Origin of the sequence: Mesotoga sp. (assembly GCF_035363035.1) — a bacterium.
Taxonomy (GTDB): Bacteria; Thermotogota; Thermotogae; order Petrotogales; family Kosmotogaceae; genus Mesotoga.
On the sequence record NZ_DAOSEH010000015.1, the window covers coordinates 12,481 to 35,274 of the forward strand.

Sequence of the window (22,794 nt, forward strand, 5' to 3'; positions counted from 1 at the left end):
TCTGACTCCCGTTGAAAGTGGTCGCTCCCGCTCGAGCATGTATTTAGATCAAGAGCAGAAGAAGTGTTCTTCGTTGGGAGGTCAAAGCAACCGAGATAGAAAAGCGGCGGGCTGATGGCCCGCCGAAATAGTTCAATATTGCGATTCCATTTTGCTTATACCGCTTCCACGAAGTCGCTTTCAAACTGGCTGGCATAGAGATCTGCGTAGAAGCCGCCACGTGCAAGGAGTTCTTTGTGGGTTCCCTGTTCGACGATGTCGCCTTCATTCATAACGAGAATAAGGTCTGCGTCTCTTATCGTTGAGAGTCTGTGGGCTATGACGAAGCTGGTCCTGTTTTTCATCAGGTTTTTCATAGCTCGCTGGATGAGGGCTTCCGTTCTCGTGTCGACTGAACTGGTTGCTTCGTCGAGTATGAGGACCTTCGGGTCTGCCAGGATCGCCCGGGCGATAGTTATGAGTTGCTTTTGCCCCTGAGAGATGTTCGTCTGCTCTTCGTTAAGCACCAGGTTGTAGCCGTCAGGGAGTGTGTGGATGAAGGAGTCGACATGAGCAGCCTTCGCCGCTGCGAGAACTTCTTCATCCGTTGCATTGAGCCTTCCGTATCTGATGTTGTCACGGATGCTGGCGTTGTAGAGCCAGGTATCCTGGAGAACCATTCCGAAGTTTTCCCTCAGGTCGTGCCTGGTGTAGTCATTTATGTTGTGGCCGTCCAGAAGTATCTCTCCGGAGTTGACATCGTAGAAGCGCATCAGGAGTTTGACGATGGTTGTCTTTCCCGCTCCGGTGGGCCCCACGATGGCTATGTTGTGTCCCTTGTCTACGTCACAGGAGAAGCCTTTTATGATTATCTTTTCCGGATCATAGCCGAATCTGACGTTCTTGAACTCGACGTGGCCGTGGTGGTCGACTCCTGTAACGGGGGTAGTGGTCTCGGTGATCTCCTCTTCCTCTTCCAGAAATTCGAAGACTCTCTCCGCTGCAGCGGCCGTTTGCTGGAAGATGTTCATGATGTTTGCGATCTGTGCGATAGGCTGAGTGAAGGATCTTACGTACTGGATGAAGGCTTGGATGTCGCCGACTGTTATCATCTTTCTGACGGCGAACCAGCCGCCCATTATGGTTATGAGGACGTATCCCAGGTTGCCGACGAAGGTCATTATGGGCATCATCATGCCGGAGAGAAACTGGGATTTCCAGGCGGAGTCGTACAGTTCGCCGTTGAGTTTGTCGAAAGTCTCTATGCTTTTGGCCTCTCCGTTGAAGGCCTTTACGACGATGTGGCCTCCATACATCTCTTCTATGTGGCCGTTGACCTTCCCGAGATACTCTTGCTGCTTTTTGAAGTATCGCTGGGACATCTTCACAATGAAGGCGATGAGCCCCATCGAGACCGGTAGTATGAGCATGGCCACCAGTGTTAGCTGCCAGCTTATCGAGAACATCATTATGGTGACGCCGATTACGGTCGTGATGGACGTAATGATCTGACTCAAACTCTGGTTGAGCGTTCTGCTTATGGTGTCGACGTCGTTGGTAACCCTTGACAGGACGTCTCCCTGGGAGGTCCTGTCGAAGTATTTCAGTGGAAGTCTGTTTATCTTCCTGGAAATCTCCTCTCTGAATTTGTATGTGATCTTCGCCGATATGCCAGACATGATCCATCCCTGGATATAGATAAACAGTGCGCTGAGCACATACAGTCCGAGAAGGATCAACATGGTCCTTGCGACGGAGTCGAAGTTTACCCCTTCGCCGGTACCGGTGATTTTGCCCATGATGCCTTCGAAGACCTCGGTCGTCACCCCTCCGAGTATCTTAGGCCCTACGATGGAAAACACGGCACCGGCCGCCGCGAAACAGAAAACTACGAGTATCAGTATCTGGTACTTCTTCATGTATTGAACCAGTTTCTTTAGTGTTCCTCTGAAGTCTTTGGCCTTCTCTCCCGAGCGCATCATGCCTGGGCCCATCGGACCGCCACCGCGATCTTGAGGCCTTCTTCCCTTTTCTCTGTTATCCCCGTTCATGCTAATTCCGCCTCTGAAAGCTGTGACAGTGCGATTTCTCTGTATATCTGACAGCTTTTCATCAATTGGTGGTGTTTGCCGATTCCTACAAGGTTGCCCTCATCCAGAACGAGTATCTGATCGGCGTTCTTTATCGTCGCAATTCTCTGGCCGACTATTATCATCGTGCTATCTCCAGTTTCTTCTTTCAATTTTCTTCTCAGCGCTGCGTCTGTCTTGAAGTCCAGGGCAGAGAAGCTGTCGTCGAAGAGGAATATCTGGGGCCTTTTCAGCAACGCTCTGGCTATGGAAAGCCTCTGCTTCTGTCCGCCCGATACATTTGTCCCGCCCTGGGAAATTGGGGAGTCATACCCTTCTTCTTTCGCGGTTATGAATTCGACGGCCCGGGCGATTTCGGCAGCTCTTTCAACTTCTTCCTTAGGAGCCGTTTCATCGGCGTATTTCAGGTTCGATTCTATGGTTCCGCTGAAGAGGACGCCCTTCTGGGGGACGTAGCCTATGCGCTCCCGCAGGTCGTGCTGGCTCACTTCCCGGATGTCTATTCCGTCAACCAGGACCTGGCCGCCGCAGACATCGTAGAACCTCGGTATCATGTTAAGCAGCGTCGATTTCCCCGAACCGGTAGAGCCGATGATCGCCGTCGTCTGCCCCGGGAGGGCCGTGAAGCTTATGCTGTTCAGGATGTTTTTCTCGGCACCGGGGAAGCGGTAGCAGACGTTCTTGAATTCAACAGTTCCTTTAAAATCCTGGCTGAATTTCTTCGGATTCTTGGGATCTTTTATCTGGGGATCGACTTCCAGGATTTCCGACACTCTCGCTCCGGAAACAGAGGCCCTCGGGATCATGATGAACATCATTGTCAACATGAGAAAGGCGAAGATAATCAACATGGAGTACTGAATGTAGGCCATCATGTCTCCAACCTGCATGGTTGAGGCCTCTATCTGGTGTGCCCCCACCCAGACGATGAGGAGCATAGTTCCGTTCATGACGAACATTATCGCCGGCATCAGTACGACCATTATCCGGTTGACGAAGAGGTCGGTTCTTGTAAAGTCTCTGTTCGCGGCGTCGAATCTCTCTTCTTCAAACTTCTGGGTGTTGAAGGCCCTGACGACCATGAGGCCTGACAGGTGTTCCCTTGTAACCAGGTTCAGTTTGTCTACGAGTTTCTGCATCTTCTTGAATTTCGGAAGGGCTATGGCGAACACGATCCCCACCATGCCGAGTAGTATGATTACGGCGAGGGCGATGATCCAGGACATGGAGGCGCTCTTCTCGAGTGCCCTTATGATTCCGCCGACACCTATGATTGGCGCGTAGAATACCATTCTTATTATGAGAACAACCACGAGCTGTATCTGAGTTATGTCGTTCGTCGTTCTGGTAATGAGCGAGGCCGTAGAGAACTGGGCGAATTCAGAGTTCGAGAAGTTTTCGACCTTTTCGAAGACATCTCTTCTCACTGTTCTGGCCGAGGCGGCCGCTATCTTCGAAGCGATGAAGGCGACCATTATGGTGCACAGTACGCTCAGCAGGGTCATGAGAACCATTATAAAACCGGTGCGTAGCACGTAGCCGCTCTGCAGCTTCTGGGTGTTCATGCCAAGCTCTTCGTAGATTTCCTTTACGGCAAGGGCGCCCGACTGGTTGACGATGGTCTTGCCCATGACTTCGACCATGCTATCAACTTGATTCAGCATTTCGAGTCTCTGGGCTTCCGGCATTAGGCGTAGCAGCAAGAGCACGTTTGCCCCTTCCGGAATGGTGAAACCGCTGGGGGGCGCAAAGCTCCCGTTTTCCCCGACCATGCCGTTCTTGACTCCGGAATAGGCCATGAGCGCCTTGCCAAGGATTAAATTAAGACTTGGGCGATCTTCAATCTCTCCAGATTTCAGGACGTAGACATCTTTGCTCTCCAATATGGGGTACTTCTTGAGGTTTTCTTCGTAATTGGCCGATTCTTTGCTTATGAGATCGTAGTAGCTCAGGACCTGTTGCCTCTCTTCTTGACTCATGAACAGTGACACGTCATCGAACGTTTCTTTGCTTACGACCTCCGGTATGGCGTCTTCGATGCCGCCCTGCTGAATACCGACGTTTACGATATTCGACATATAATCGGGCAGGGCGAGCTCCGTCATGGCCTGGACGAAGAGCAGTGCCACCGCGACCACGATGAATACAGTGTAGGGCTTAAGGTACCTGATCAGTTTGAGCATCAGTTTTGCCCTCTTTCTTCGGATTTCTGTGATTCTTCGAGTATTGTCCTCAGCTTTTCAAGCCCTTCCAGAATAAAATCAAGATCTTCTTCTGTGGTGGTAGACAATACCCTTCTCATCTTCTGGGCAAAGGCATTGAGGTGTTTCCTTACAGGTTGGCGATACTCTTCGGCAAGGCTTATCATAACGATTCGCCTGTCTTTTTCGCTTCTCTTTCTTTCAACGATCTTCTTTTCGACGAGTCTGTCGATAATCCCCGACACCGTGCTGTTTGAAAGATCGAGTTTCCTGCTTATATCGCTTACCTTCATATCGCCATAATGATTCAGCACTCTCATGACAAGGATCTGTGACTGGGTAACATCCAATTTCTTAAGGTCGCTTTCGAAACTCTGCTTGATAAGCGACATTATCCTCTTGATCAGTGTCAACATTTCTTCTATTTTCGAGCTCTCTTCCAACAAAACCACCTTCTTCGCACATTATTAGACCTTTCGTAGCCGGATAATATGAATTCGAATATTTCGCACACGAAATATATTGTACAGCAATAAGCCGATAGTGTCGATGGAAAAATCAAAAACCGGAACTCCATATAAGAAAACTACGGAATGGCAGTTCGGGAGCATTCGCGATGCAACACGAAGGGGTGTTTCAGGACAGATTGTTCCTTCACTCAGTATTTTAGAAAGGATGTGTATTGCACTCGATGTTTGATATTCATCGATACTTAATAATTATAGTTTGACAACTATCAAACCAGGTGTTATGATCTAACTGTAAGAGATACATCGAACTAAGGGGAGGGAGCATGAATGAAATCAACGAAAGTCAGATCAGTGAAGGAAATTTTCGACCAGATAGAAAGAGTCAAGGTAGACGCCCTCAAGTTCGGAGCCTTCTACCGCTTCTAAGAAGCAGAAAGAGAACATAACAGAGCCCCTTCAACATAGAAAGTCATTGGAGTCCCTAAAAGGGACTCGTTTTTTATAGCCGAGCATGCTGTCAACATCAAAGCAAAAGGCAATATAAAAAAAGAAGGGTCTCGCTGGAGACCCAATGTCATCTTTTCTTTCCGTGGGGGAAAAAGGGGGGTTGCTTTGTATGTTCGGTTCTACTGGTGTGCCTTTTAATTAGAGAGCCAGAAAATTACCCAGTCTTGCAGAATCCGATCTCGCTTTGTCTATGGCTTTCTGAATATCTCTAATTCCTGTGAAAGTCCTTTTTCTCATATCAATCGATCCCGCAAGTTCGATATTTTTCTTACATAATAATCATAACACCTGGTTTGATAGTTGTCAAACTATAATTATTAAGTATCGATGAATATCAAACAATACTGGTATGAAGATCATTCGGCTTCCATTATATGTTGACTCTAAAGACCTCGGGCCAAAGAACGGATTATGAACATACTTTTTTGGCGAATATACTGCTCTATTGTCGGCATTCATGGATGATCATATGCCGGCTGTTTGCTTATTCTGCATCTTGAGGAATTGGTTCTAAGCATATCGAACACCTTGTATGGTATAATTCTATTCATATCGAACCTGGAGTGTGGCTTCATTTGCGAATGGTTCCCGGATATGTTGAATTAGTTGAAATTCTCATGGCGTGCGCTTATGCCGACAAAGAGAGTTATTTCGATTCAGTCTCGGAGGATCTGGGCGTCGACTTTAAGCCGGGTGAAGAACTGGTACGTTTTCTCCGGTTCTTGAGAGACGATTCGAACTGGCCGATAAAGGTGGCCGTGAACGTATTTTCCGAAATAAAGGATAGCGTGATCTTCTTCTGCGATATGCCTCCCTCTTCTGGAAAGATAGTTACTGTCGAAGAGACTATGGAAAGCCTCAAGAACGATTTCAGAGGCAAGGCCAGATGCGTGGTCGAGAGTATCCTTCTGAACAACTTGAACTTCTCGAAGGAAGAGGTCGAAAGGGCGCTGGGGGGCGATCTAAACATAGTAGCCGAAGCTGTCGATAGGGCTAGCGACCTTTCTGAGAACACGACCTGGTTCATTACGCAGCTGGTGAACTTCCCGCAACAGTCGCAGGAGATTCTCATGTTCGCCCTGACGGTTCTGAAGAGGTATTACGAAGATTCGGGGCTCAGAAAGAAAAACCTGGGCTGTATAAACGAGACCATGGAATCCTTCGGTCAGGAGGAATACAAGGAGGTCGCTTCCGGCTTTCTGGAGCTCTACGGAGTGACGGCCAGGGACGAGTCTCCTCTGTATCTCCTTCTGCAGAATACGCTCCAGTATCCGGGCGTGAGATACGCCTACGCCTGCGACAAGCAGTTCGTCGTTCTCAACAATCAGCTCAAGCAACTCGAAGAAATCGTCAACCCTTATATCACCGACCACATTCTCAGACTCTTTCTCAAAAACTTCTCCGATCCTACGAAAATGCAGATCATGGTGGCCGTTTCTCAGGAACCCAGGTACGTTGACGAGCTGGCCAAACTTTTAGGGCTTTCCAAAGCGACCATCTCTTACCACCTCTCTTCGCTTGGAGAACTGGCGCTGGTCACCGGTAGAAAGGATCGCAGGAGGATATATTTCTCGCTCAACCGCAAACGGATCGAAAGCATTATCAAGAGGCTGGAAGTCTTTTACGAAGAGAGTGATGACTCTTGGAAATGATAGCGGGATACTTCGAGATCTACGATCTCACGATGGCCATACACTTCTCTCTCAACACCGGCCCGGTCGAAAAAGTTCTAAAGACACTCGGTGTCGATTACGAGCCGACCAAAGAACTGATCGACTTCCGTGATACGCTTCTCCAGGACGGTGAATGGACGACGAGGATGTACACCACCTTCATGAACGAACTGGGTGTCATGGCTCCGATACTCTTTCCAATAAAGCAGAAGATGCTCGACGGGATGATAGTCACGATAGAGGAGAGCCTGAATATATCCGACGAGGGCCTCCAGATGATCAGGGAAAGATTTATACAGGTTTTCGCCGACCGGCGGCTAAAGGTTTCTCACGAGACTCTCATCAAGATGCTTCTCGAGCAACCCTCCGAGGTGGCGCGGGCCATAGATACCATAGAGGGAATCAGCGCCGATACCATATGGTTCATAAACCAGCTGTTCTTCTTCCCCAGGACCGCCATGGACTTTCTGGTGGCCAACACTCTCAAGATACTGAAACTGTACGAAAAGAGCGGCTTGCGCGAACTCAATCTCAAAACCATAAGGAACTATCTCGAAAACCAGTCCTCTCAGAAGATAAAGGATGCCTTTTCAAACTATCTCGATTACTACGATATAACTCCCGATGAGAGAAAACCGCTTTATATAGCGCTTCAGAACTCGGTCTCTCACACCAATTCTGGCCTGATGACCTATCCTACCTTCCATCTCTTGATAATGGGGCTGGAAGAGGTGACTCAGGACTTCTCCGGAAGAATTCCCAGAGAAGTGCGTCTTCAGAGCCTGTTGAAGATGCTCTCCGACGAAACCCGTTTCAGGATACTCAAAAGACTCAACACTCAACCCGTACCGCAGAAGCGCCTCGTAGAGTTCACCGGCCTGGCAAAATCGACCATCTCTTATCATATGGGGCTGCTTTTCAAGTCTTCGCTCATAGACATAGATCCCTTCAGCAATATAGTCTCCGTCAGGAAGGAGACTTTGAGAAAGGCGGCGGCCGATATCAGGAACCTTCTGGCGATAAAGGAGAAAAAGTTGTGATCAAAGCTGTGATTTTCGATATGGACGGAGTGATGATAGATTCGGAAAGGCTCTACAGGGAGGCCTGCGCGGAAATAGTAGGTCGTTACGGCGGTGCGATAACGCCGGAGCTTTTCGAGAAACAGATGGGACTGAAGATGGAGGAGACGCAGAGAGTGGTCGTGGAAATAGCCAATCTTCCCCTTACACCCCAGGAGTTTGGAAGGATGTACATCGAGCGCTTCCTGGAGATCGCCAGAGAAAGGCTCGGTCCAAACCCCGGTCTTGTAGAGCTTCTGGAGTTTCTCACTCCCCGCGTAAAGCTGGGTATAGCCTCTTCGACCGAGAAGGGCGTGATTATGGAGATCGTCGAGCAGATAGGTGTTGGCCGCTACTTTCAGGCGATAGTTGGGGGAGATGAAGTCTCCAGATCCAAGCCGGATCCGGCGATTTACCTTCATGCGGCCGGTCTGTTGGGCTGCGATCCGGAAGAGTGCATAGTGATCGAAGACTCCCCGAACGGTATAAAGAGCGGCACGGCGGCCGGAATGGAAGTTCTTGCAGTCCTGCACGACGAGAACAGACACCTGGATCTCTCAGGCGCCGGCAGGGTATTCGAAAACTTGATCGAAGTTGGAGAGTATCTACGGCGAAGCGACGGACTGTCGAGTCGCAGGCGCTAAACCTTCACCCTGTACCAGTACTGATAAGCCTCTTCGAAACTGAGCGACGAGTATAGCTTTATAGCTACGTCGTTCACTATATCCACCTGAAGATATGCTACCCGGGCTCCCTCTCTCCCGCCGAGCGCCATCAGCTTTTCGGTGAGTTCTTTGCCGTAGCCCATTCTCCTGTATTCCTGACCGATCGTTATGCCGAAGAGACCGAAGTATTCGTCCTCCCTGACGGCCATGGCGCAACCTACGGCCTCCTCGCTCTTCTTCAGGATGAGGTAGTAAGCGTCGGGGACTATCGAGTCGAGTATCCTCCCCAGCCAGTGTTCGTTTTCCGCGGCTTTCTTGCTCAACCTGGTGAAGGAACCCAGCCACTCTCTGGAGGGAGTGGTGAAGATGTCGAGATCGGATAGATCCCTCGTCGCTCCTGAGAGCTCCTTTGTCAGGACTATTGCGCGGTCTCTTTCGACGTAACCCTGGCTTTCCAGTGCTCTGTCCAGCTCGGATGGAAGAGATATGGATGTCATCTTGAAGATAGTCTGGAGTCCCCTGCTTGAGCAGAACCGTTCCGCTTCGTTGATCTTTCGCATCAGATCCTCTCTCGATTCGTAAAGGGGGAGTATGGAATTGGCCCTGTTGGTGTAACCCCCGGCGCACCTCATAACCCAGCCGTCGTAGAATCTTACATACACACCCGGCCACGCGTTCATGGATATCTCTTCGAGTTTGCGTATGTCCAGCATCAAAACCTCCGTGTCGTTTGTATGCAATATTATAGCCTTTCTACGGCCTCTTTCTCTCGCCCCTCACTTTCTCCGATCGATGATAAAATAACTGCGTGACAAAGGGGGTATGAATGGTGGAAGAAAAGCGTCTAGACCAGAACCTGTACTCGACATATCTCTCGAGAATCAACTCAGTCCTCGACTACATAGAGCAGCATCTGGCCGAAACTTTGACACTCGAAGAACTTTCCGATGTAGCCAATTTTTCGAGATTCCACTTTCACAGGATCTTCTTCGTATTCATGGGAGAAACGCTTTCGCATTTCATCTGGCGTCTCCGTCTGGAGAAAGCCGCCGTTCTTCTGGTTAACGACTCGAAAAAAACCGTCTCGGAAATCGCCCTGGACTGTGGATTTTCAAGCCCATCCTCCTTCAGCCGGAGCTTCAAGAAGTATTTCGAACTAACTCCTCTGGAGTGGAGGAAGGAAAAGCTCGAACAGAGCAATCTCGATCAAGAGGAAGGCAACTACGATCATACACATAGCAACGAGAGAAAGGCATCTTTTCCGGCTCCTATCTACAATCGTAGTGTGGAAATCATGATGAGGAGGACGAACATGGAAAAGATGGGCAAAAGCGTCACCATCAAGCAATTACCGGAAACCGACGTGGCCTATGTGCGTTACATAGGACCTTACGCGGGCGACGAGAAGCTCTTCGAAACTCTTTTCAACAAGCTTTGCGCCTGGGCCGGACCGAGGGGACTTCTCCAGAGATCCGATGCGCAGTACCTGATTATCTATCACGACAACCCCGACGTCACCGAAGAAGATAAGTTGAGGTTGAGCGTCTGCGTGACGGTGCCGAAAAACACCCGGGTCGAAGGAGAGATAGGAAGGATGACCATCGCGGCGGGAGAGTACGCCGCGGCACGTTTCGAACTGGATTCCAGCGAGTACGGAAAGGCCTGGGACTGGCTTTACGGCCAATGGCTGCCCCAGAGCGGGTATCTCCCCGACGACAGACTGCCCTTCGAGCTGTACCCGACGGACGTAAAAAGCGAGTGCGAAGACAAGAAAGTGGTGGATATCTATCTGCCGGTCAAGAAGATTTGAAGTGTAGCGGGGAGTCGATCTCCCCGCTTTTATTAAGGTTCTCCGACCACGTTGCGTACGAACCAGTTCATCGAGAGGAGCTCGTCGTCCGAAGGCCTTTCTCCGGCCGAGCATCTCATTTTACCGCTCTGATCGTAGAGAGGTCCTTCGAAGGGATGAAGATCGTTGGAGATTATCTTCTCCCTTTCGGCTCTAACATTATCGGAGATAGTCTGAGGTACCAGCGGGCTCATCGATATGTCTACGATCGCGTCTTTAATTCCACCCCAGTACTGGTAGCTCTTCCAGTTTTTGTCCATAACCTCCCTCACGACCTTCTCGTAAAAGACACCCCAGTTCCACACCGGAGAGGCCAGGAAGGTTTTAGGCGAAAACGTGCTCATATCTGCGTTATAACCTATTGCATAAACTCCTCTATCTCCTGCCGCCTGAACGGCCGCCGGCGATCAGACCGGTAAGATAACCCGGTTCGTATATCCTGCCGAAATAAGTCCCGAGGTTCTCAGAGGTTTTATAGCCGGAGCAATGCATGAAAACCGTTTCAGGATAATGTGCCGCGATCTCCACCACGTCGTCCATGAACCCGAAACTCGTACTGAAGACGATATCGAAACCGTGCCCGGCAAAACTTCGCATGATTTCAAGGTCCTGCTCACCTTCGACCACGTTTTCCGCATACCCGGTCTCGATCTCACGACCGAAAACCTTTTCCAGATAGAGTCGCCCTTCGTCATGCTTTTGAGACCAGCCGCCGTCGTTGGCGGACCCAACATACACAAAACCGACTCGAAGAGGCGCCGCCTGGATCGATGCCGCAAACAACAGAATTAGCAAAGAAACCAATCTTACTTTCAAGTAGACACCTCCTTTGTTCTCTGCCTGCCAAAACAAACATTTTTGCCCGCAACTTCCGCCCTTGTTTCCGATCGTCTGGAATTATAACAGCGATCGGCTAAAGTGGGATATCTTTCAAACACCCTCTATAACTGAAACGTGAGGGAAGAGCGGTTCATAGTTCCGACGCTGCGCGCCAGGTTCTTCGTTGGTTAAGAAGAGCGAGAAGAGTAGAGGGAGACTTAAGAGATGAGATCCCGTTTAGTAATCCTGAATAGGAACATTTCAGGGCAGGTTCCACGGAATGACAGTCTTGCTCCCTTTCCGTCATGCCGTACCCCCCTCTCCTACTCGATGCCCTCGCCCACAACGCACAACCAACAACGGTTCTTGAGAGGATTCTCTCCTTCTCGTGAGCGAAGCGAACTCTCGACACTCTTTCTCATGTTTTTCACCCACAACAGTTCATAAAAAGCCGACTGGCCTGGTAAAAAAATGACGGAGGGGTTAGCCTCCGTCGTTATGGAATTCTAGATATTTTTTATTTGCTAAAGCAGCATATCTATGTACGCGGCGTGCGACCAGAGGAGAGGCGAGGCGATCTCTCCCCATTTCTCGACCCAGGGTGCATACATTCTTTCTTCAAGCAGGTTTTCCGGAACTTGCTCGGGTAGAAAACCTTTGGAGTCGGCTTTTCTCTCTATCCATGCTTTGATTTCTTCGGAAATATCTCTTTCGTTGTTCGATTTCAGATGACCGGCTAGATAAGCGCTCAGCAGTATCCAGCTACCGCCACCGAAATATGTATCTTTTCTGTACCTCTTGAGGCCTCCGTCGAAGTAGAGTTCGTTCATCACGGTTCGTGCCGTCTTTTTCATGAGAAGTGAATCGCCGTCAAGAAGTCCATAAGGATAGGATGCCCAGATAAGACTCGAATCGACTTCATCGGCAGCGTTCGATTTCTTGAGCCGGCCGTCGCTCGTCAGCTCTTCCAGTATAAAATCCATGATGTCTCTCCAGGCGGTCTTCCTGTTTATGATACCTTCGATCGCCTTCAATCCCGCAACTATGGAGAGCAGCGTAGAGGTATGTACCATGGTGGGAGATTCTTCCCAGACATCATAGCACGGGACTCTCCACACTCGTTCGAGATACCTTGCGCATAGATCGCAGATTTCGCAATCGCTCTGATCCAGGAGTTCGGGCCTCTCGGCAACGACCCATAGAAAAGTGCCGTAACCGTCGCTCTGGGCGTTTGTCCAGTTATCTTCGCTGTAAAATCCCTCCATGGTGTATCTTGTCGGTAAGAAGCTGTCCAGTGTAACGCTCCCCACGGTAGCCTTCTGGAGAGAATCGCGGTATCTTTTAAGAACAGCCAGACCCCATCTTATGAACCGGGCCGAACTCTCTTTCCTTCCGGCTTTCTCCATCGCGTGCGCCACGAAGGAGCCGTCTCTGAACCAGCAGTAACCGTACTGCGAGAAGCTGGGCGAGGCTATGTAACTTCCGTGTTTGCTTTGATTGGCTTCAATTATCGCTGTCGATCTTTCCAGTAAGTCCATTATCTGATTTCTCTCCACTCTATTTTTATTATTCCCGATTCAACGCCGGATATTCTTGCCAGTCGTCTCGCCAGGCTGCTTAGTCGCACTCCGAGATTTTCTGGAAATTCGCTTCCGACGTACAACAGTCCCGTCTCTTCCTGTGACCAGTTCGTTCCGAAGAGAGTGCCGTCGGGTGGGATGCTGAGGGGTATTACCGATCCCTTTCTGAGGAAAACTTCAGTTCTCTCTCCATCTATTGCGATCTGCCCTGAATGAGTTCGGCCGTTCCAGAGATTCACCCAGTGACCTTCAGGAAGGGAGATCTTTCTCTCTTTCATCTCTTCGTCAACGGCGGGCGAGACAACCATATCTCTTCCAAACATATATGTGAGGCCCTCCGGATCATTCTCTTTCTCTATCAGCAGCAGCGGCAGCGTTAAGGGAAGACCTGCCTGTGCAGCGTGGAGAGACTCTCTGTAGATATACGGCGAGATTGTCATTCTCAGGGAGGCGAAGTTTCTGTAATAATCAATGATACTTTCGTCTTCCCAGGCCTTTGCCAGGTTCCATGGAGTCCTCTCGGAAGAGGGCGAGGGATCGCCGGAATCCTCCGAATGAAGCTGAAAGACAGGCGTGAAGACGGCCAGCTCTATCGATCTTCTGTACAGCTCCATAGAAGGGACCTCTCCGCTGAAACCGGCTATATCCCATCCCCAGAAGGGGTTGCCTGAAATAGAGACGTTGAGTCCGGCCGTTATGTTGTCGCGAAGAGCCTCCCAGGTCGAATCTTCGTCGCCTACCCAGAAAAGAGTATGCGCCGGGGATCTGGTGTAGCCGGCGCGGCTGAAGAGAATCCCTTCCTCTCTCAGTATGCCGGAGACAGTTTCGAAGTATCTTTCAGGATAGGTGTTTCTTACCTTCGCAGCGCTTCCGGCGGCCGTAAGAGTATCCCTCCCCCACAGATGCTCGCCGCCGTCGGTCTTGAAGCCATCGACTCCTAGTTCTTCCACGAGGTACTCCCTCTTGGAGGCCCACCATTTAGCCGCTTCTTCGTTGTAGAAATCAACCACTACATTGCCTTCGTGCCAGCGGGCCGCGGGAATCCTGTAATCGGAACCGTCTCTTGTCCTTGCGAAGTATCCCCTCGAACTACCGTAGCGGATATCTATTGCCGGCTGAGGCGTCGATTCGTCGAAAGATTTGATAACGGGGATCTGCCAGAGTACCAGCCTTATGCCTCTCTCGTGAAGCTTGTTGATCATCTCCACGGGATCGGGCCACGGTTCACGAAATCTGAAGTCTTTCAGACTGAACTTGTCGTCGCCGGAAACGGGATCGTACTCGGCTCCGTTGAAAATATAGAAAGTCTGCTCATCGGCCCAGGCTTCAATAACTAGCGTGGTTGCAGGAAGATCTCTCTGGACCGTTTCCCTGAGAACTTCCATGACTTTTTTCTGGCTGTTCCACTGATTGGCAGATAGCCAGGGGCCGAGCGCCCAGAGAGGTGGCGGGCAGGGTCTGGCGATTTTATGAATCTTTTCGATCGCTTTCAGAGGGGAGTCTTCTTTCCAGAACTGAATTTCCGTACCTTCAATCGAACAGCCCTTTGTATAAACACTCAGTGTTATCTTCGAACCATCTATTTTGAACGAAGAGAGAAAGCCCGTGTCTATAAGAATCGCCCTTCCCCTGTCTGAAAGAATAAAAGGTACCGGAGCGTATCCTCTGGATCTCTGGACCTTGTACTGGTCGTAAACGTGGATATACCTCTCCTCGCCTTCGGGTATGGTTATAGCATCGAAGTGTTCTCCAAGACCGTAGAAGCGTTCTCCTTCTTCTCTTTCAAGAATGATTTTCAGGTCGTAAAGTTCCTTCCCGTCTGTTAAGAGATATGCCTCTTTAAGGCAGTCACAGCTGGTGGCATCACTTCGATTTACCGTCAGCCTGTTGTTTTTTAGGGAGAGGAATCTCTTTGCTTCTATCCACTTGCAAACGGTGTACTCGTACCACTCTGAAGTAACGTAAGTGGAGGGTCCGCGACCGGCGATGAATCTGTACCTGACAGTTACTCCCGCGCTCTCACCGTCTATATTTACTTCCCAGTGAGCCTTGCCGCCATGATTAAGCTGATACTGGGCACGCCTTTTATATCTCCTGCTATCGCTCTGGACTTCGATCCAGGCTCTCTGACCGACGACCATGGGGTCGGTCACGAACCTGACCTTCACACGACCACCCTCCAGGGGCTCACGTGGTTCTCTTTCGCACCCTTGAACTATGAAATACGGGTCGTCTATCCCGAACGGAGTGTGAATTATCTCCATGTTCCTCCCCCTTTCATCTGCCAACAGTGAAGAGCTCGCTCTCTATCACTCTGTAGATACAACCCAAAGTCCAGGCCTTCTCGCCGATTATGTCAATGTCGAACTTCACGGCATCTGCCAGGCTGGAGAAGGCGTTTTTCTTTGCATAGTTTATCGATTTCTCAAGAAAAAGGGCCGAAAACTCGAGGGCCTCCCCACCTATTAGCACGTAGTCGGGAGCGAATATATTCACAAGATTCTTCAGGGCGATTCCAATATCGGTCGCGTATTCGTCGAATACGCTTTCGGTGCTTGCCCTGTCGATCTCCAGAGCTCGTTTCAAGAAATGGATTTCCGAGGTTTCCGTTGCCCTTAAAGAACCGTACAACTCTTTTAGCTCCGGGGAGGCGGTTATTGAGAATAGTTTTCGCGCTAGAACTTCGAAAGAGGCGTGAGCCTCCAGACAGCCACGACTACCGCATGTGCAGAGGTTTCCGTTGTGTTCGATCGTCATGTGGCCGAATTCGCCGCTCCCAGCGCCTGTCAGATGAAGCTTTCCGTCGATCGCCACGGCACCGCCTATACCGATTCCCAGAGTGATGAAGACACAGTTCTTGTGATTATCGACATTTCCTTTCCAGAACTGGGCCAGCGCGAAGGAATCAACGTCGTTCATAACGAAGGCTTTAGCGGCACAGCCCGCCGAAATCATTCTGGCTATGGGTATGTCATTCCAGTTGAGCAGGAAGGAGTTCTTTACGACTCCTCTGAGAAAATCCACAATACCTGAAACGGCAATCCCGATTCCCAGAAGCCTCTCGCCTATAAGCTCGCTCCATTTTCCCAGAATTTCACCCGTTGCCGATACCACCTCTTGGGGAACCGTGTTCTCCATAAGCTTTCTCTCGCTAGCCAGAACAGAGCCCGAAAGATCGGTCAGCGAATAATCAAGATATCCAACGCCTATTTTGAGACCCAGTACACACGATTTTCCCTGTCGTACATTCAGGAGAATAGGTTTTCTCCCTCCCGTAGAGTCGGCAACACCGGTTTCCTCTACCAATCCAATCTCTATTAAGTCTCCCACTACTTTGGTTACCGTGGCCGGGCTCAAACCTGTCATTTTTGCCAGGCTCGCCCTGTCGATACCGTCGCTTTCGTATATAGCTCTCAGGAGCAGTTTTTCGTTTATCTCTTTCATTATCTCTTTGCTAGCTTTACTCGCCACGGCAAAAACCCCCATAGAGAGGGCCGGGGAAACCCCGGCCCTGATTCAATCAGTTATTAGTTCAACTTGATAGCTTTTTCGAGTTCGGCCTGGGCATCGTCGAGAGCTTTTTGCGGAGTCTTGTCTCCATAGCGGGCAGCCTCAAGATGTCTGTTAACTATGTCGGCCATTTCGTTGAACTGTTCTATCACTGGCGGTGTCACCAGATAATCCAGCGATCTGAAGACGACTTCTTTGCTGGCTGGAGGTGTGGTCTGCTTGTATAGCTCAATGATCTCGGGGTAGGTTACAGGAGGTAGCTCCCAGCCAGCTTCGATTCTGATCTTAGCGACATCGAGGTCTCCTGAAAGGAAGCTGATCCACCTGAAGGCCGCATCTACGTTCTTAGAATCTTTGCTAATTGCAAGACCGTTTGCGAAAAAGTGGGTTGCTTTGCCTGTGTTGCCAGGCTCAACCGCTATATCCCATTCAAAATCGCAAGAGTTTTTGAATGTCGAGAATGCCCATGTGCCGGTAACGATCATTCCGATTCTTTCTACTTCGAAGAGGTCCCAGTCACCCATTCCGGCCATCTGAGCATCATCCGGCATAACATTGTACTTGAGAATTCTATCCACCATGAACTGGAGTGTTTCAACGTTCTGCGGGGTGTTCAGGGTGAAGGCCGTCCTGTCCTCGTTGAGAATACTGCCTCCGTTTTGCTGAACCATCTTGTAGAACTCCCAGAACTGAACGGGCTGATAAACCCCAAAGGCCATCGCATCTAGCGCCCTGATTTTCTTGGCAGCCTCGAGTTCGTCGGCCCACGTCCAGTCGTCGGTTGGATATTCTACGCCGGCTTTGTCGAAGAGATCTTTGTTGTAAATCAGAACAACGTTAGAAAAGCTGAACGGCAGTCCATACTGTACTCCGCCTTCAGAAAAGGCGTTAAGAGCCTTTTCGTTCAAAACGCTGGTGTCGAAACCGGAAGTCTCCACCAGGTTGTTGAGATTCAACAATATACCCTTTTTGGCATAAGTGTAGAAGTTTTCGTAGTTCAGTTCGAACGCGTCCGGCGCGTTTCCGCCAGCAACTATCGTCATGAGTTTGGTGAAATAGTCTCCGTAACCTACCGTCTCAATATTCACCTTGATATCCGGGTTCTGTTCTTCGAAGACCCTTTTCATCTCTTCAAGGTACTTTGCGTTTGCGTCTGCAGAAGAGAAGTTCATGAACTTGATGGTCGTAACGCCTAGAGAGGTTGCCAATGCCATTGAAACGATCGCGAAAATTACCAGAAGCCTTTTCATTCGATCACACTCCTTTTAGCCTTTTATACCACCTACACTGAGCCCCTGTTCGAAGTACCTCTGAGCGAACGTGTAGATCAGCAGTATTGGAATCATGGATATCAATGCGCCGGCCATAAGCATGTTGTAGTCGCTCTGATGCTGACCGTTAAGCAGGCTGAGACCGACAGGGAGGGTCATCTTGTTCTTGTCGGTGAGAACTATCAGCGGCCACAGATAATCGTTCCACGCCCCCATGAATGTGATGACCGTCAATGTGGCAATGGCCGGCCTGGAGAGGGGAAGTATCATTTTGAAGAATATTCTCAGATGAGAGGCCCCGTCCAGAACTGCCGCTTCAACGAAGTCGTCGGGAATCGTTCTCATGTACTGCCTGATCATGAAGGTTCCGAAAGCGTTGAAAAGTGAGGGTAGCATTATACCCACATAACTGTTGAGTAGCGAAAGATGCTTGAGGGTGAGATAGTTGGGTATCATCGTGATGTTTGCAGGGATCATCATCGTGGCGATATATATACCGAACAAGACTTCCCTCCCTTTGAAGTTGATCTTCGAGAAGACATAAGCGGCCATGCTGGCTGACATGACCGTGACAAACGTGATCAGCACAGATATGAATATGCTGTTGAATATAGCCTTGTCAAACGGGAATATATCGAAGATCTTGACGAATCCGTCGAAGCTTATCTCATCCGGAAGCCACTGGATGGGCAACACCGTAAGGGCTTTGGTCTTCTTGAGCGATGTGGATACCATCCAGAAAAACGGCAGCAGGGTGAAGAAGGAAAACAGCAGCATCACCAGATAATAGGCGGTTCGCCTCGAAATCCTCTTAAGATTCATAATGCACCCACTTTCTTTGCATCTTCCACTGGATCAACGTTACGGTGAGAATGAAGCAGAAAAGTATCCAGGAAAGGGCGGTTGCGTAACCCATCTTGTAATAAGTGAAAGCGTAGTTGTATATCCTTTCCATCATCGCCTGGGTCGATCCATGGGGGCCTCCTTTAGTCATCACCATGACCTGGGGGAAGAGCTGGAAAGAGTTTATTATGGCCATGATGAGTACAAAAAACATCGTTGGTGAAATTAGAGGCAAAGTTATAAATCTGAACTTATGCCACCTTTTCGCACCGTCTATCGACGCCACTTCGTAATATGAGGGATTAATGCCTTGCAGGCCAGCCAGAAAGATCAGCCCGAAGAAGCCCATGTCCTTCCAGACGCTCGCCAGCACTATGCCGGGCATCGCCCAGACTTTGTCGTAAAGCCAGGAGGGACCCTGCAAACCGAAGATACCCAGAATCGAGTTTATCGGACCGTAATAGGGACTCAACAGCCATCGCCAGAGCATCGCAGCGGCAACCCAGGAACTCAAAACGGGAATATAGAATATTGTTCTGAATACACCCGTAAATTTCGTTCTTATGTTGAGAAGCATCGCCAGGGACAGTGAAGCGATTATCATGAGCGGTATGTACAGCACTATATAATAAAGAGTGTTGCCCAGCACCCTCCAGAACTCCTCGCTCGCGAATATCTTTTTGTAATTCTCGAGACCTATGAAATTCGCCCTGCTCAAAACATCCCAGTCTGTAAGGCTCAGAACAAAGGAGTACACTATTGGAAAGACTTGAAAGAAGATGAACCCGCAGATGCTGGGCAAAAGGAACATTAGAATAACTAGCCTCTTTCTTGCCTTCTTCTTCATTAATTGATCCTCCCCAAAAGATACTTCCTTCACTGAATAAACTAAGTTGATTATACTTCTTACACACACCTTTACAAACTTCAAAGAGGGGAAATCACAAACAGTTATGCCCGATAATTGGCGTTTATTGGTCGCAATCTTCTAATTGCTACAGAAATCAATCTTCGCTTTAAAAACCACGGTAAAGAAACCAAACGCGAGATGACGGCTTTGTTGTCCTGAAAGTCTCAAACAATGCACAAATAGTGGTTGTTCGTTGTTGGTTAAGAAGAGCGAGAAGAGTAGAGGGAGACTTAAGAGATGAGATCCCGTTTAGTAATCCTGAATAGGAACATTTCAGGGCATGCTCCTCAGGACAGGCTCCACGGGATGACAGTCTTGCTCCCTTTCCGTCATGCTGGGCTCCGATCCGTCATCTCCATCTTTCGAAAAAACGGAAGGAACCGTTATCCGTCATCCGTTGTCCGTCCAGTTCCCACAAAATCCCATATTCCTGCCAAATTTCTCCCAAGAAGAGATCATACAATTGTGCTGAAGAAGACGATGAGAATTTTGTCTGACATAGATGAGAGAATACGAGTCTAGAAGTCATCACCCAGAATCCCTATCTACCCCTGAAAAGGCCGATCGTGAGAGCGGTAACACCGGACCGTATAGGTAGCAAAAAACAAGTCAAGCGGTCCGGTTTTTTAGATTCGAAAAGATAGAATATACTTGAAGTGCGATTTTCTGTCGATACAGAGGTGGTAACCATGTCCATAAGGATAAACCTTGTGGAAGACGAAAAGAGTTTGAACAACGTGTTGACTTCCTACCTTCAGAGGGAGGGGTGGGAAGTCAAATCCTTTTACAACGGGAGCGACGCGTTTAAGGAGATAGACGACAGACCGGATCTGTGGATACTGGACATCATGCTTCCGGGCGTTGACGGATTCGAGTTGTTGAGAGAGATCCGTAGCAGAAATCCGACTATGCCGGTGATCTTCATCTCGGCCAGAGATAAAGATATAGACAGGGTTATAGGCCTTGAAATGGGAAGCGACGACTATATGCCCAAGCCCTTTCTACCGCGCGAGCTGGTCATAAGGGTTAAAAAGATACTCGAACGTGTACAGACCGCAGGAGAGCCGGTATCGATACCTCCCTACACGATAGATGAGAGCAAGCGAAAGGTCACTGTAGATGCTGCATCGGGAACTCGGGTCGAGATCGAGCTGACGTCGATGGAGTTCGATCTTCTCATGCTATTCGTCAAAGGAAGGGGGAAGCCCTTTTCACGTGATCAGATACTTGACAAGATCTGGGGTTACGATCATTACGGAAGCGACAGGGCAGTGGATGATCTGGTCAGGAGATTGAGACGAAAAATGCCAGACTTCAAGATCGAGACCATCTACGGCTTCGGTTACAAAGGCGTAGATATATGAAAAAGTTCGGCCTTTCCAGCCAGATATGGCTTCTCTTCGGTCTGGTCATGCTCTTCTTATGTGTGATACTGGCTGTGGTCTTCAGGTGGTCCATAAGGGATTTCTTCACGACAGAGGCTTACATGACGATAGAATCGGCCCAGGAAATGAAGTTGCTTGAACTACAGGGTGGGCTGGTTCCCGGAAGCAATATTTACATGGGCGACCTGAAGAATATTAGGGACGTCGGTCACATAATCGTCCTGAATAAAGAGTACGGTCTTCTCGAGGAGTACCTGGAGGGCTGGAGGTTGAAAATAACCGGTCCCAACGTAAGGGAGGACTTAAGAACGGACTCCGGCCAGTCCTTCAAACTGGAGATCTCGAGTATAGTCATATGGGGTACCATCTCCCCGGATATACTTCCCCTTCTTGGTGAGATAAGAGAAAACGCCGAGCTACAGAAGGCAAAATCCGTTCGTTATGAAACCGATATCGGGAACAGGAAACTCTTCTATGTCATAAGATCGGAAGAGCTTTCCGACAGAAATATCACTTTCATCTCCTATATGTGGGATACCTACAAGAACACACTCTCCAGCACGCTTTTCTCGCGTCTATTTCTTGTTATTGCAGTCGTTGTGATTCTAAGCCTGATAATCGCCATACTCTTTTCGAGATACCTGACGCGACCGTTGAAAAAACTCTCCGAAGATGTTAAAGCCATAGCCGCGAGAAACTGGGACAAACCCATCTCGATAAACCGCAAGGACGAGATCGGCGAACTGGCCGATTCGATGGAGATGATGAGAGCCAGCCTTAGCGAACAGGACAGAGAACAGCAGGCGATGCTTCAGTTCATCTCTCACGAGCTAAAAACACCGGTTATGGTTATCAGAAGCTATGCCCAGGCCATAAAGGACGGCGTCTATCCTGGTGGAGACCTCGATAGCGCCATAGATGTTATAGACAGGGAAATACAAAGAATGGATATGAGGGTGAAAGATCTGCTTTTCATCACGCGCCTTGAATATCTGTCCAGACACAACCTGCAACTCGAGACGATAGATCTTTCCGAGCTCATAGAGAGTGTCGCCGGAAGGTTCTACTACCAGAGAGCCGATGTGGAATGGGATCTGAGGCTGGAGAAGATTCCGGCGTCGGTCAACGAAGAACAGTTCTCGATAGCCATCGAGAACATCCTCACCAACCAGCTGCGTTACGCCAGGCAGAAGATCGAGATCGAGCTCAAGACAATCCAGAAAGATTCAAAAATAGCCCTCACTTTCAAGAACGACGGAGAGGCCATAGAAGAAAAAAGATTCCAGCAGCTCTTCAAACCCTTTAACAAAGGCGCTAGAGGCGAACACGGGCTTGGACTAAATATAGTGAAGAGAATAATCGAACTCCACAACGGCAGGGTATGGATCGAAAATGAAGAAGACGGAGTCTCGACACATATAGAACTGCCCGTTTAAAGGTCCGGCATCCTAAGAAAGGTTGCTGGTAAAACACGAGAGAAAGAGCGCATTCGAGAGCTCCTTCATAACCGTCATTCCGTTGTGATCTTAAACGAGATCTCGCTCTTCCCAAGGAAGGGTCCAAGCTCTAACGAAGGACTATGGACGGCTCCGCCAGCTCTTCAGCTCTCATTCGAGTTCTACCACCGCCGTTCCTATATATGTGTCGGCGGCGCCGTAATAGAGGATCAGTTTATTTCCTACCATCACCGAGCCCTCTATGAAGATAACGTTCGGCACCTGTCCCAGCTTTTCCCAGGAGAGTTCCGGTTCCATCAGCGGCACATTGGTTCTCTTCAGCAGGTTTCTCGGGTTGTCCACGGCGAAGAGAGCCGCCCCCGGACGGTATATAGTGGAGAAGTCGGCGCTGTTGTAGATGAGCAGGATACCCTCCTCAGTTATTAGCGGCGCCGGTCCCGGTTCTACCAGCCTGCTGTCGAACCTGTCCTGTCTCGGCTCCAGCACGGGCCTGGGATAGACGGTCCAGTTTTTCAGATCCTTCGAAT

At 49.4% G+C, this 22,794-nt stretch carries 19 protein-coding genes; 6 read left to right on the forward strand and 13 right to left on the reverse strand.

Annotated features, from left to right (window positions below; genetic code table 11):
• Positions 1–155 precede the first annotated feature (155 nt).
• From PKX57_RS04250 to PKX57_RS04260, 3 genes are read right to left on the reverse strand one after another with little or no spacing between them, the layout of a single operon-like run.
• Complete coding sequence (locus PKX57_RS04250; RefSeq protein ID WP_472416136.1) at positions 156–2,030, reverse strand: ABC transporter ATP-binding protein; 1,875 nt, start codon at positions 2,028–2,030, stop codon at positions 156–158.
• Entirely contained in the window at positions 2,027–4,252 is a 2,226-nt protein-coding gene (locus PKX57_RS04255) for an ABC transporter ATP-binding protein (RefSeq protein WP_472416138.1), read from the reverse strand. Before PKX57_RS04255 ends, PKX57_RS04250 begins: the two co-directional genes overlap by 4 nt.
• A complete protein-coding gene (locus PKX57_RS04260; RefSeq protein WP_472416140.1) occupies positions 4,252–4,722 on the reverse strand; it encodes a MarR family winged helix-turn-helix transcriptional regulator in 471 nt (156 codons plus the stop codon). Before PKX57_RS04260 ends, PKX57_RS04255 begins: the two co-directional genes overlap by 1 nt.
• A gap of 1,142 nt (positions 4,723–5,864) precedes the next feature.
• Between PKX57_RS04260 and PKX57_RS04265 the strand changes: the two genes are divergently transcribed.
• From PKX57_RS04265 to PKX57_RS04275, 3 genes are read left to right on the forward strand one after another with little or no spacing between them, the layout of a single operon-like run.
• Complete coding sequence (locus PKX57_RS04265) at positions 5,865–6,899, forward strand: ArsR/SmtB family transcription factor (RefSeq protein WP_472416142.1); 1,035 nt, start codon at positions 5,865–5,867, stop codon at positions 6,897–6,899.
• Positions 6,896–7,960: an ArsR/SmtB family transcription factor gene (locus tag PKX57_RS04270; protein ID WP_472416144.1), complete on the forward strand. Its 1,065-nt coding sequence runs from the start codon at positions 6,896–6,898 to the stop codon at positions 7,958–7,960. The genes PKX57_RS04265 and PKX57_RS04270 overlap by 4 nt, the downstream gene beginning before the upstream one ends.
• Positions 7,957–8,622, forward strand: a complete 666-nt coding sequence (locus PKX57_RS04275; RefSeq protein ID WP_213919838.1) for an HAD-IA family hydrolase — start codon at positions 7,957–7,959, stop codon at positions 8,620–8,622. The genes PKX57_RS04270 and PKX57_RS04275 overlap by 4 nt, the downstream gene beginning before the upstream one ends.
• Here the strand turns inward: PKX57_RS04275 and PKX57_RS04280 are convergent.
• On the reverse strand, positions 8,619–9,356 hold the full coding sequence (locus PKX57_RS04280) for a GNAT family N-acetyltransferase (RefSeq protein ID WP_214049314.1): 738 nt from the start codon (positions 9,354–9,356) through the stop codon (positions 8,619–8,621). The two genes, PKX57_RS04275 and PKX57_RS04280, sit on opposite strands and share 4 nt — an antisense overlap.
• A gap of 113 nt (positions 9,357–9,469) precedes the next feature.
• Between PKX57_RS04280 and PKX57_RS04285 the strand changes: the two genes are divergently transcribed.
• On the forward strand, positions 9,470–10,453 hold the full coding sequence (locus PKX57_RS04285; protein WP_472416146.1) for an AraC family transcriptional regulator: 984 nt from the start codon (positions 9,470–9,472) through the stop codon (positions 10,451–10,453).
• Positions 10,454–10,485: 32 nt separating this feature from the next.
• Here PKX57_RS04285 and PKX57_RS04290 read toward each other — a convergent pair whose 3' ends face one another.
• The 8 genes from PKX57_RS04290 to PKX57_RS04325 all read right to left on the reverse strand — a co-directional run bounded on the left by PKX57_RS04290 (position 10,486) and on the right by PKX57_RS04325 (position 19,362).
• A complete protein-coding gene (locus PKX57_RS04290) occupies positions 10,486–10,836 on the reverse strand; it encodes a BMP family ABC transporter substrate-binding protein (RefSeq protein ID WP_470745461.1) in 351 nt (116 codons plus the stop codon).
• A gap of 31 nt (positions 10,837–10,867) precedes the next feature.
• Positions 10,868–11,308: a BMP family ABC transporter substrate-binding protein gene (locus PKX57_RS04295; RefSeq protein ID WP_472414033.1), complete on the reverse strand. Its 441-nt coding sequence runs from the start codon at positions 11,306–11,308 to the stop codon at positions 10,868–10,870.
• Positions 11,309–11,835: 527 nt separating this feature from the next.
• Entirely contained in the window at positions 11,836–12,849 is a 1,014-nt protein-coding gene (locus tag PKX57_RS04300; protein ID WP_472416148.1) for a glycoside hydrolase family 15 protein, read from the reverse strand.
• Positions 12,849–15,155, reverse strand: a complete 2,307-nt coding sequence (locus PKX57_RS04305) for a glycoside hydrolase family 31 protein (RefSeq protein WP_472416150.1) — start codon at positions 15,153–15,155, stop codon at positions 12,849–12,851. The genes PKX57_RS04300 and PKX57_RS04305 overlap by 1 nt, the downstream gene beginning before the upstream one ends.
• Before the next feature lie 13 nt (positions 15,156–15,168).
• Positions 15,169–16,362: an ROK family protein gene (locus PKX57_RS04310; protein ID WP_213921305.1), complete on the reverse strand. Its 1,194-nt coding sequence runs from the start codon at positions 16,360–16,362 to the stop codon at positions 15,169–15,171.
• A 56-nt stretch (positions 16,363–16,418) separates the two neighbouring features.
• Positions 16,419–17,651: an ABC transporter substrate-binding protein gene (locus PKX57_RS04315; protein WP_472416152.1), complete on the reverse strand. Its 1,233-nt coding sequence runs from the start codon at positions 17,649–17,651 to the stop codon at positions 16,419–16,421.
• A gap of 15 nt (positions 17,652–17,666) precedes the next feature.
• Positions 17,667–18,494: an ABC transporter permease subunit gene (locus tag PKX57_RS04320; RefSeq protein WP_213921307.1), complete on the reverse strand. Its 828-nt coding sequence runs from the start codon at positions 18,492–18,494 to the stop codon at positions 17,667–17,669.
• Positions 18,484–19,362, reverse strand: a complete 879-nt coding sequence (locus PKX57_RS04325) for an ABC transporter permease subunit (protein WP_213921308.1) — start codon at positions 19,360–19,362, stop codon at positions 18,484–18,486. Before PKX57_RS04325 ends, PKX57_RS04320 begins: the two co-directional genes overlap by 11 nt.
• 752 nt (positions 19,363–20,114) lie before the next feature.
• Here PKX57_RS04325 and PKX57_RS04330 point away from each other — a divergent pair.
• Positions 20,115–20,789 carry a response regulator transcription factor gene (locus PKX57_RS04330; RefSeq protein ID WP_169698623.1) on the forward strand — a complete coding sequence of 225 codons (675 nt, stop codon included), beginning with the start codon at positions 20,115–20,117 and terminating at the stop codon, positions 20,787–20,789.
• Positions 20,786–22,246 (forward strand): sensor histidine kinase, encoded by a 1,461-nt coding sequence (locus PKX57_RS04335; protein ID WP_472416154.1) that lies wholly within the window; start codon positions 20,786–20,788, stop codon positions 22,244–22,246. Before PKX57_RS04330 ends, PKX57_RS04335 begins: the two co-directional genes overlap by 4 nt.
• A 171-nt stretch (positions 22,247–22,417) precedes the next feature.
• On the opposite strand, the gene PKX57_RS04340 is transcribed toward PKX57_RS04335, so the two are convergent.
• The coding region (locus PKX57_RS04340) for a glycoside hydrolase family 130 protein (RefSeq protein ID WP_472416156.1) at positions 22,418–22,794 on the reverse strand (377 nt) is incomplete at its 5' end.

What these genes read in the sequence shown, in the direction of transcription:
- PKX57_RS04280 (WP_214049314.1), bottom strand. Translation starts at nt 9,356, where the DNA reads ATGCTGGACATACGCAAACTCGAAGAGATATCCATGAACGCGTGGCCG.
- PKX57_RS04305 (WP_472416150.1), bottom strand. Translation starts at nt 15,155, where the DNA reads ATGGAGATAATTCACACTCCGTTCGGGATAGACGACCCGTATTTCATA.
- PKX57_RS04320 (WP_213921307.1), bottom strand. Translation starts at nt 18,494, where the DNA reads ATGAATCTTAAGAGGATTTCGAGGCGAACCGCCTATTATCTGGTGATG.
- PKX57_RS04300 (WP_472416148.1), bottom strand. Translation starts at nt 12,849, where the DNA reads ATGGACTTACTGGAAAGATCGACAGCGATAATTGAAGCCAATCAAAGC.
- PKX57_RS04265 (WP_472416142.1), top strand. Translation starts at nt 5,865, where the DNA reads ATGGCGTGCGCTTATGCCGACAAAGAGAGTTATTTCGATTCAGTCTCG.
- PKX57_RS04325 (WP_213921308.1), bottom strand. Translation starts at nt 19,362, where the DNA reads ATGAAGAAGAAGGCAAGAAAGAGGCTAGTTATTCTAATGTTCCTTTTG.
- PKX57_RS04270 (WP_472416144.1), top strand. Translation starts at nt 6,896, where the DNA reads ATGATAGCGGGATACTTCGAGATCTACGATCTCACGATGGCCATACAC.
- PKX57_RS04335 (WP_472416154.1), top strand. Translation starts at nt 20,786, where the DNA reads ATGAAAAAGTTCGGCCTTTCCAGCCAGATATGGCTTCTCTTCGGTCTG.
- PKX57_RS04285 (WP_472416146.1), top strand. Translation starts at nt 9,470, where the DNA reads ATGGTGGAAGAAAAGCGTCTAGACCAGAACCTGTACTCGACATATCTC.
- PKX57_RS04330 (WP_169698623.1), top strand. Translation starts at nt 20,115, where the DNA reads ATGTCCATAAGGATAAACCTTGTGGAAGACGAAAAGAGTTTGAACAAC.
- PKX57_RS04250 (WP_472416136.1), bottom strand. Translation starts at nt 2,030, where the DNA reads ATGAACGGGGATAACAGAGAAAAGGGAAGAAGGCCTCAAGATCGCGGT.
- PKX57_RS04315 (WP_472416152.1), bottom strand. Translation starts at nt 17,651, where the DNA reads ATGAAAAGGCTTCTGGTAATTTTCGCGATCGTTTCAATGGCATTGGCA.
- PKX57_RS04255 (WP_472416138.1), bottom strand. Translation starts at nt 4,252, where the DNA reads ATGCTCAAACTGATCAGGTACCTTAAGCCCTACACTGTATTCATCGTG.
- PKX57_RS04290 (WP_470745461.1), bottom strand. Translation starts at nt 10,836, where the DNA reads ATGAGCACGTTTTCGCCTAAAACCTTCCTGGCCTCTCCGGTGTGGAAC.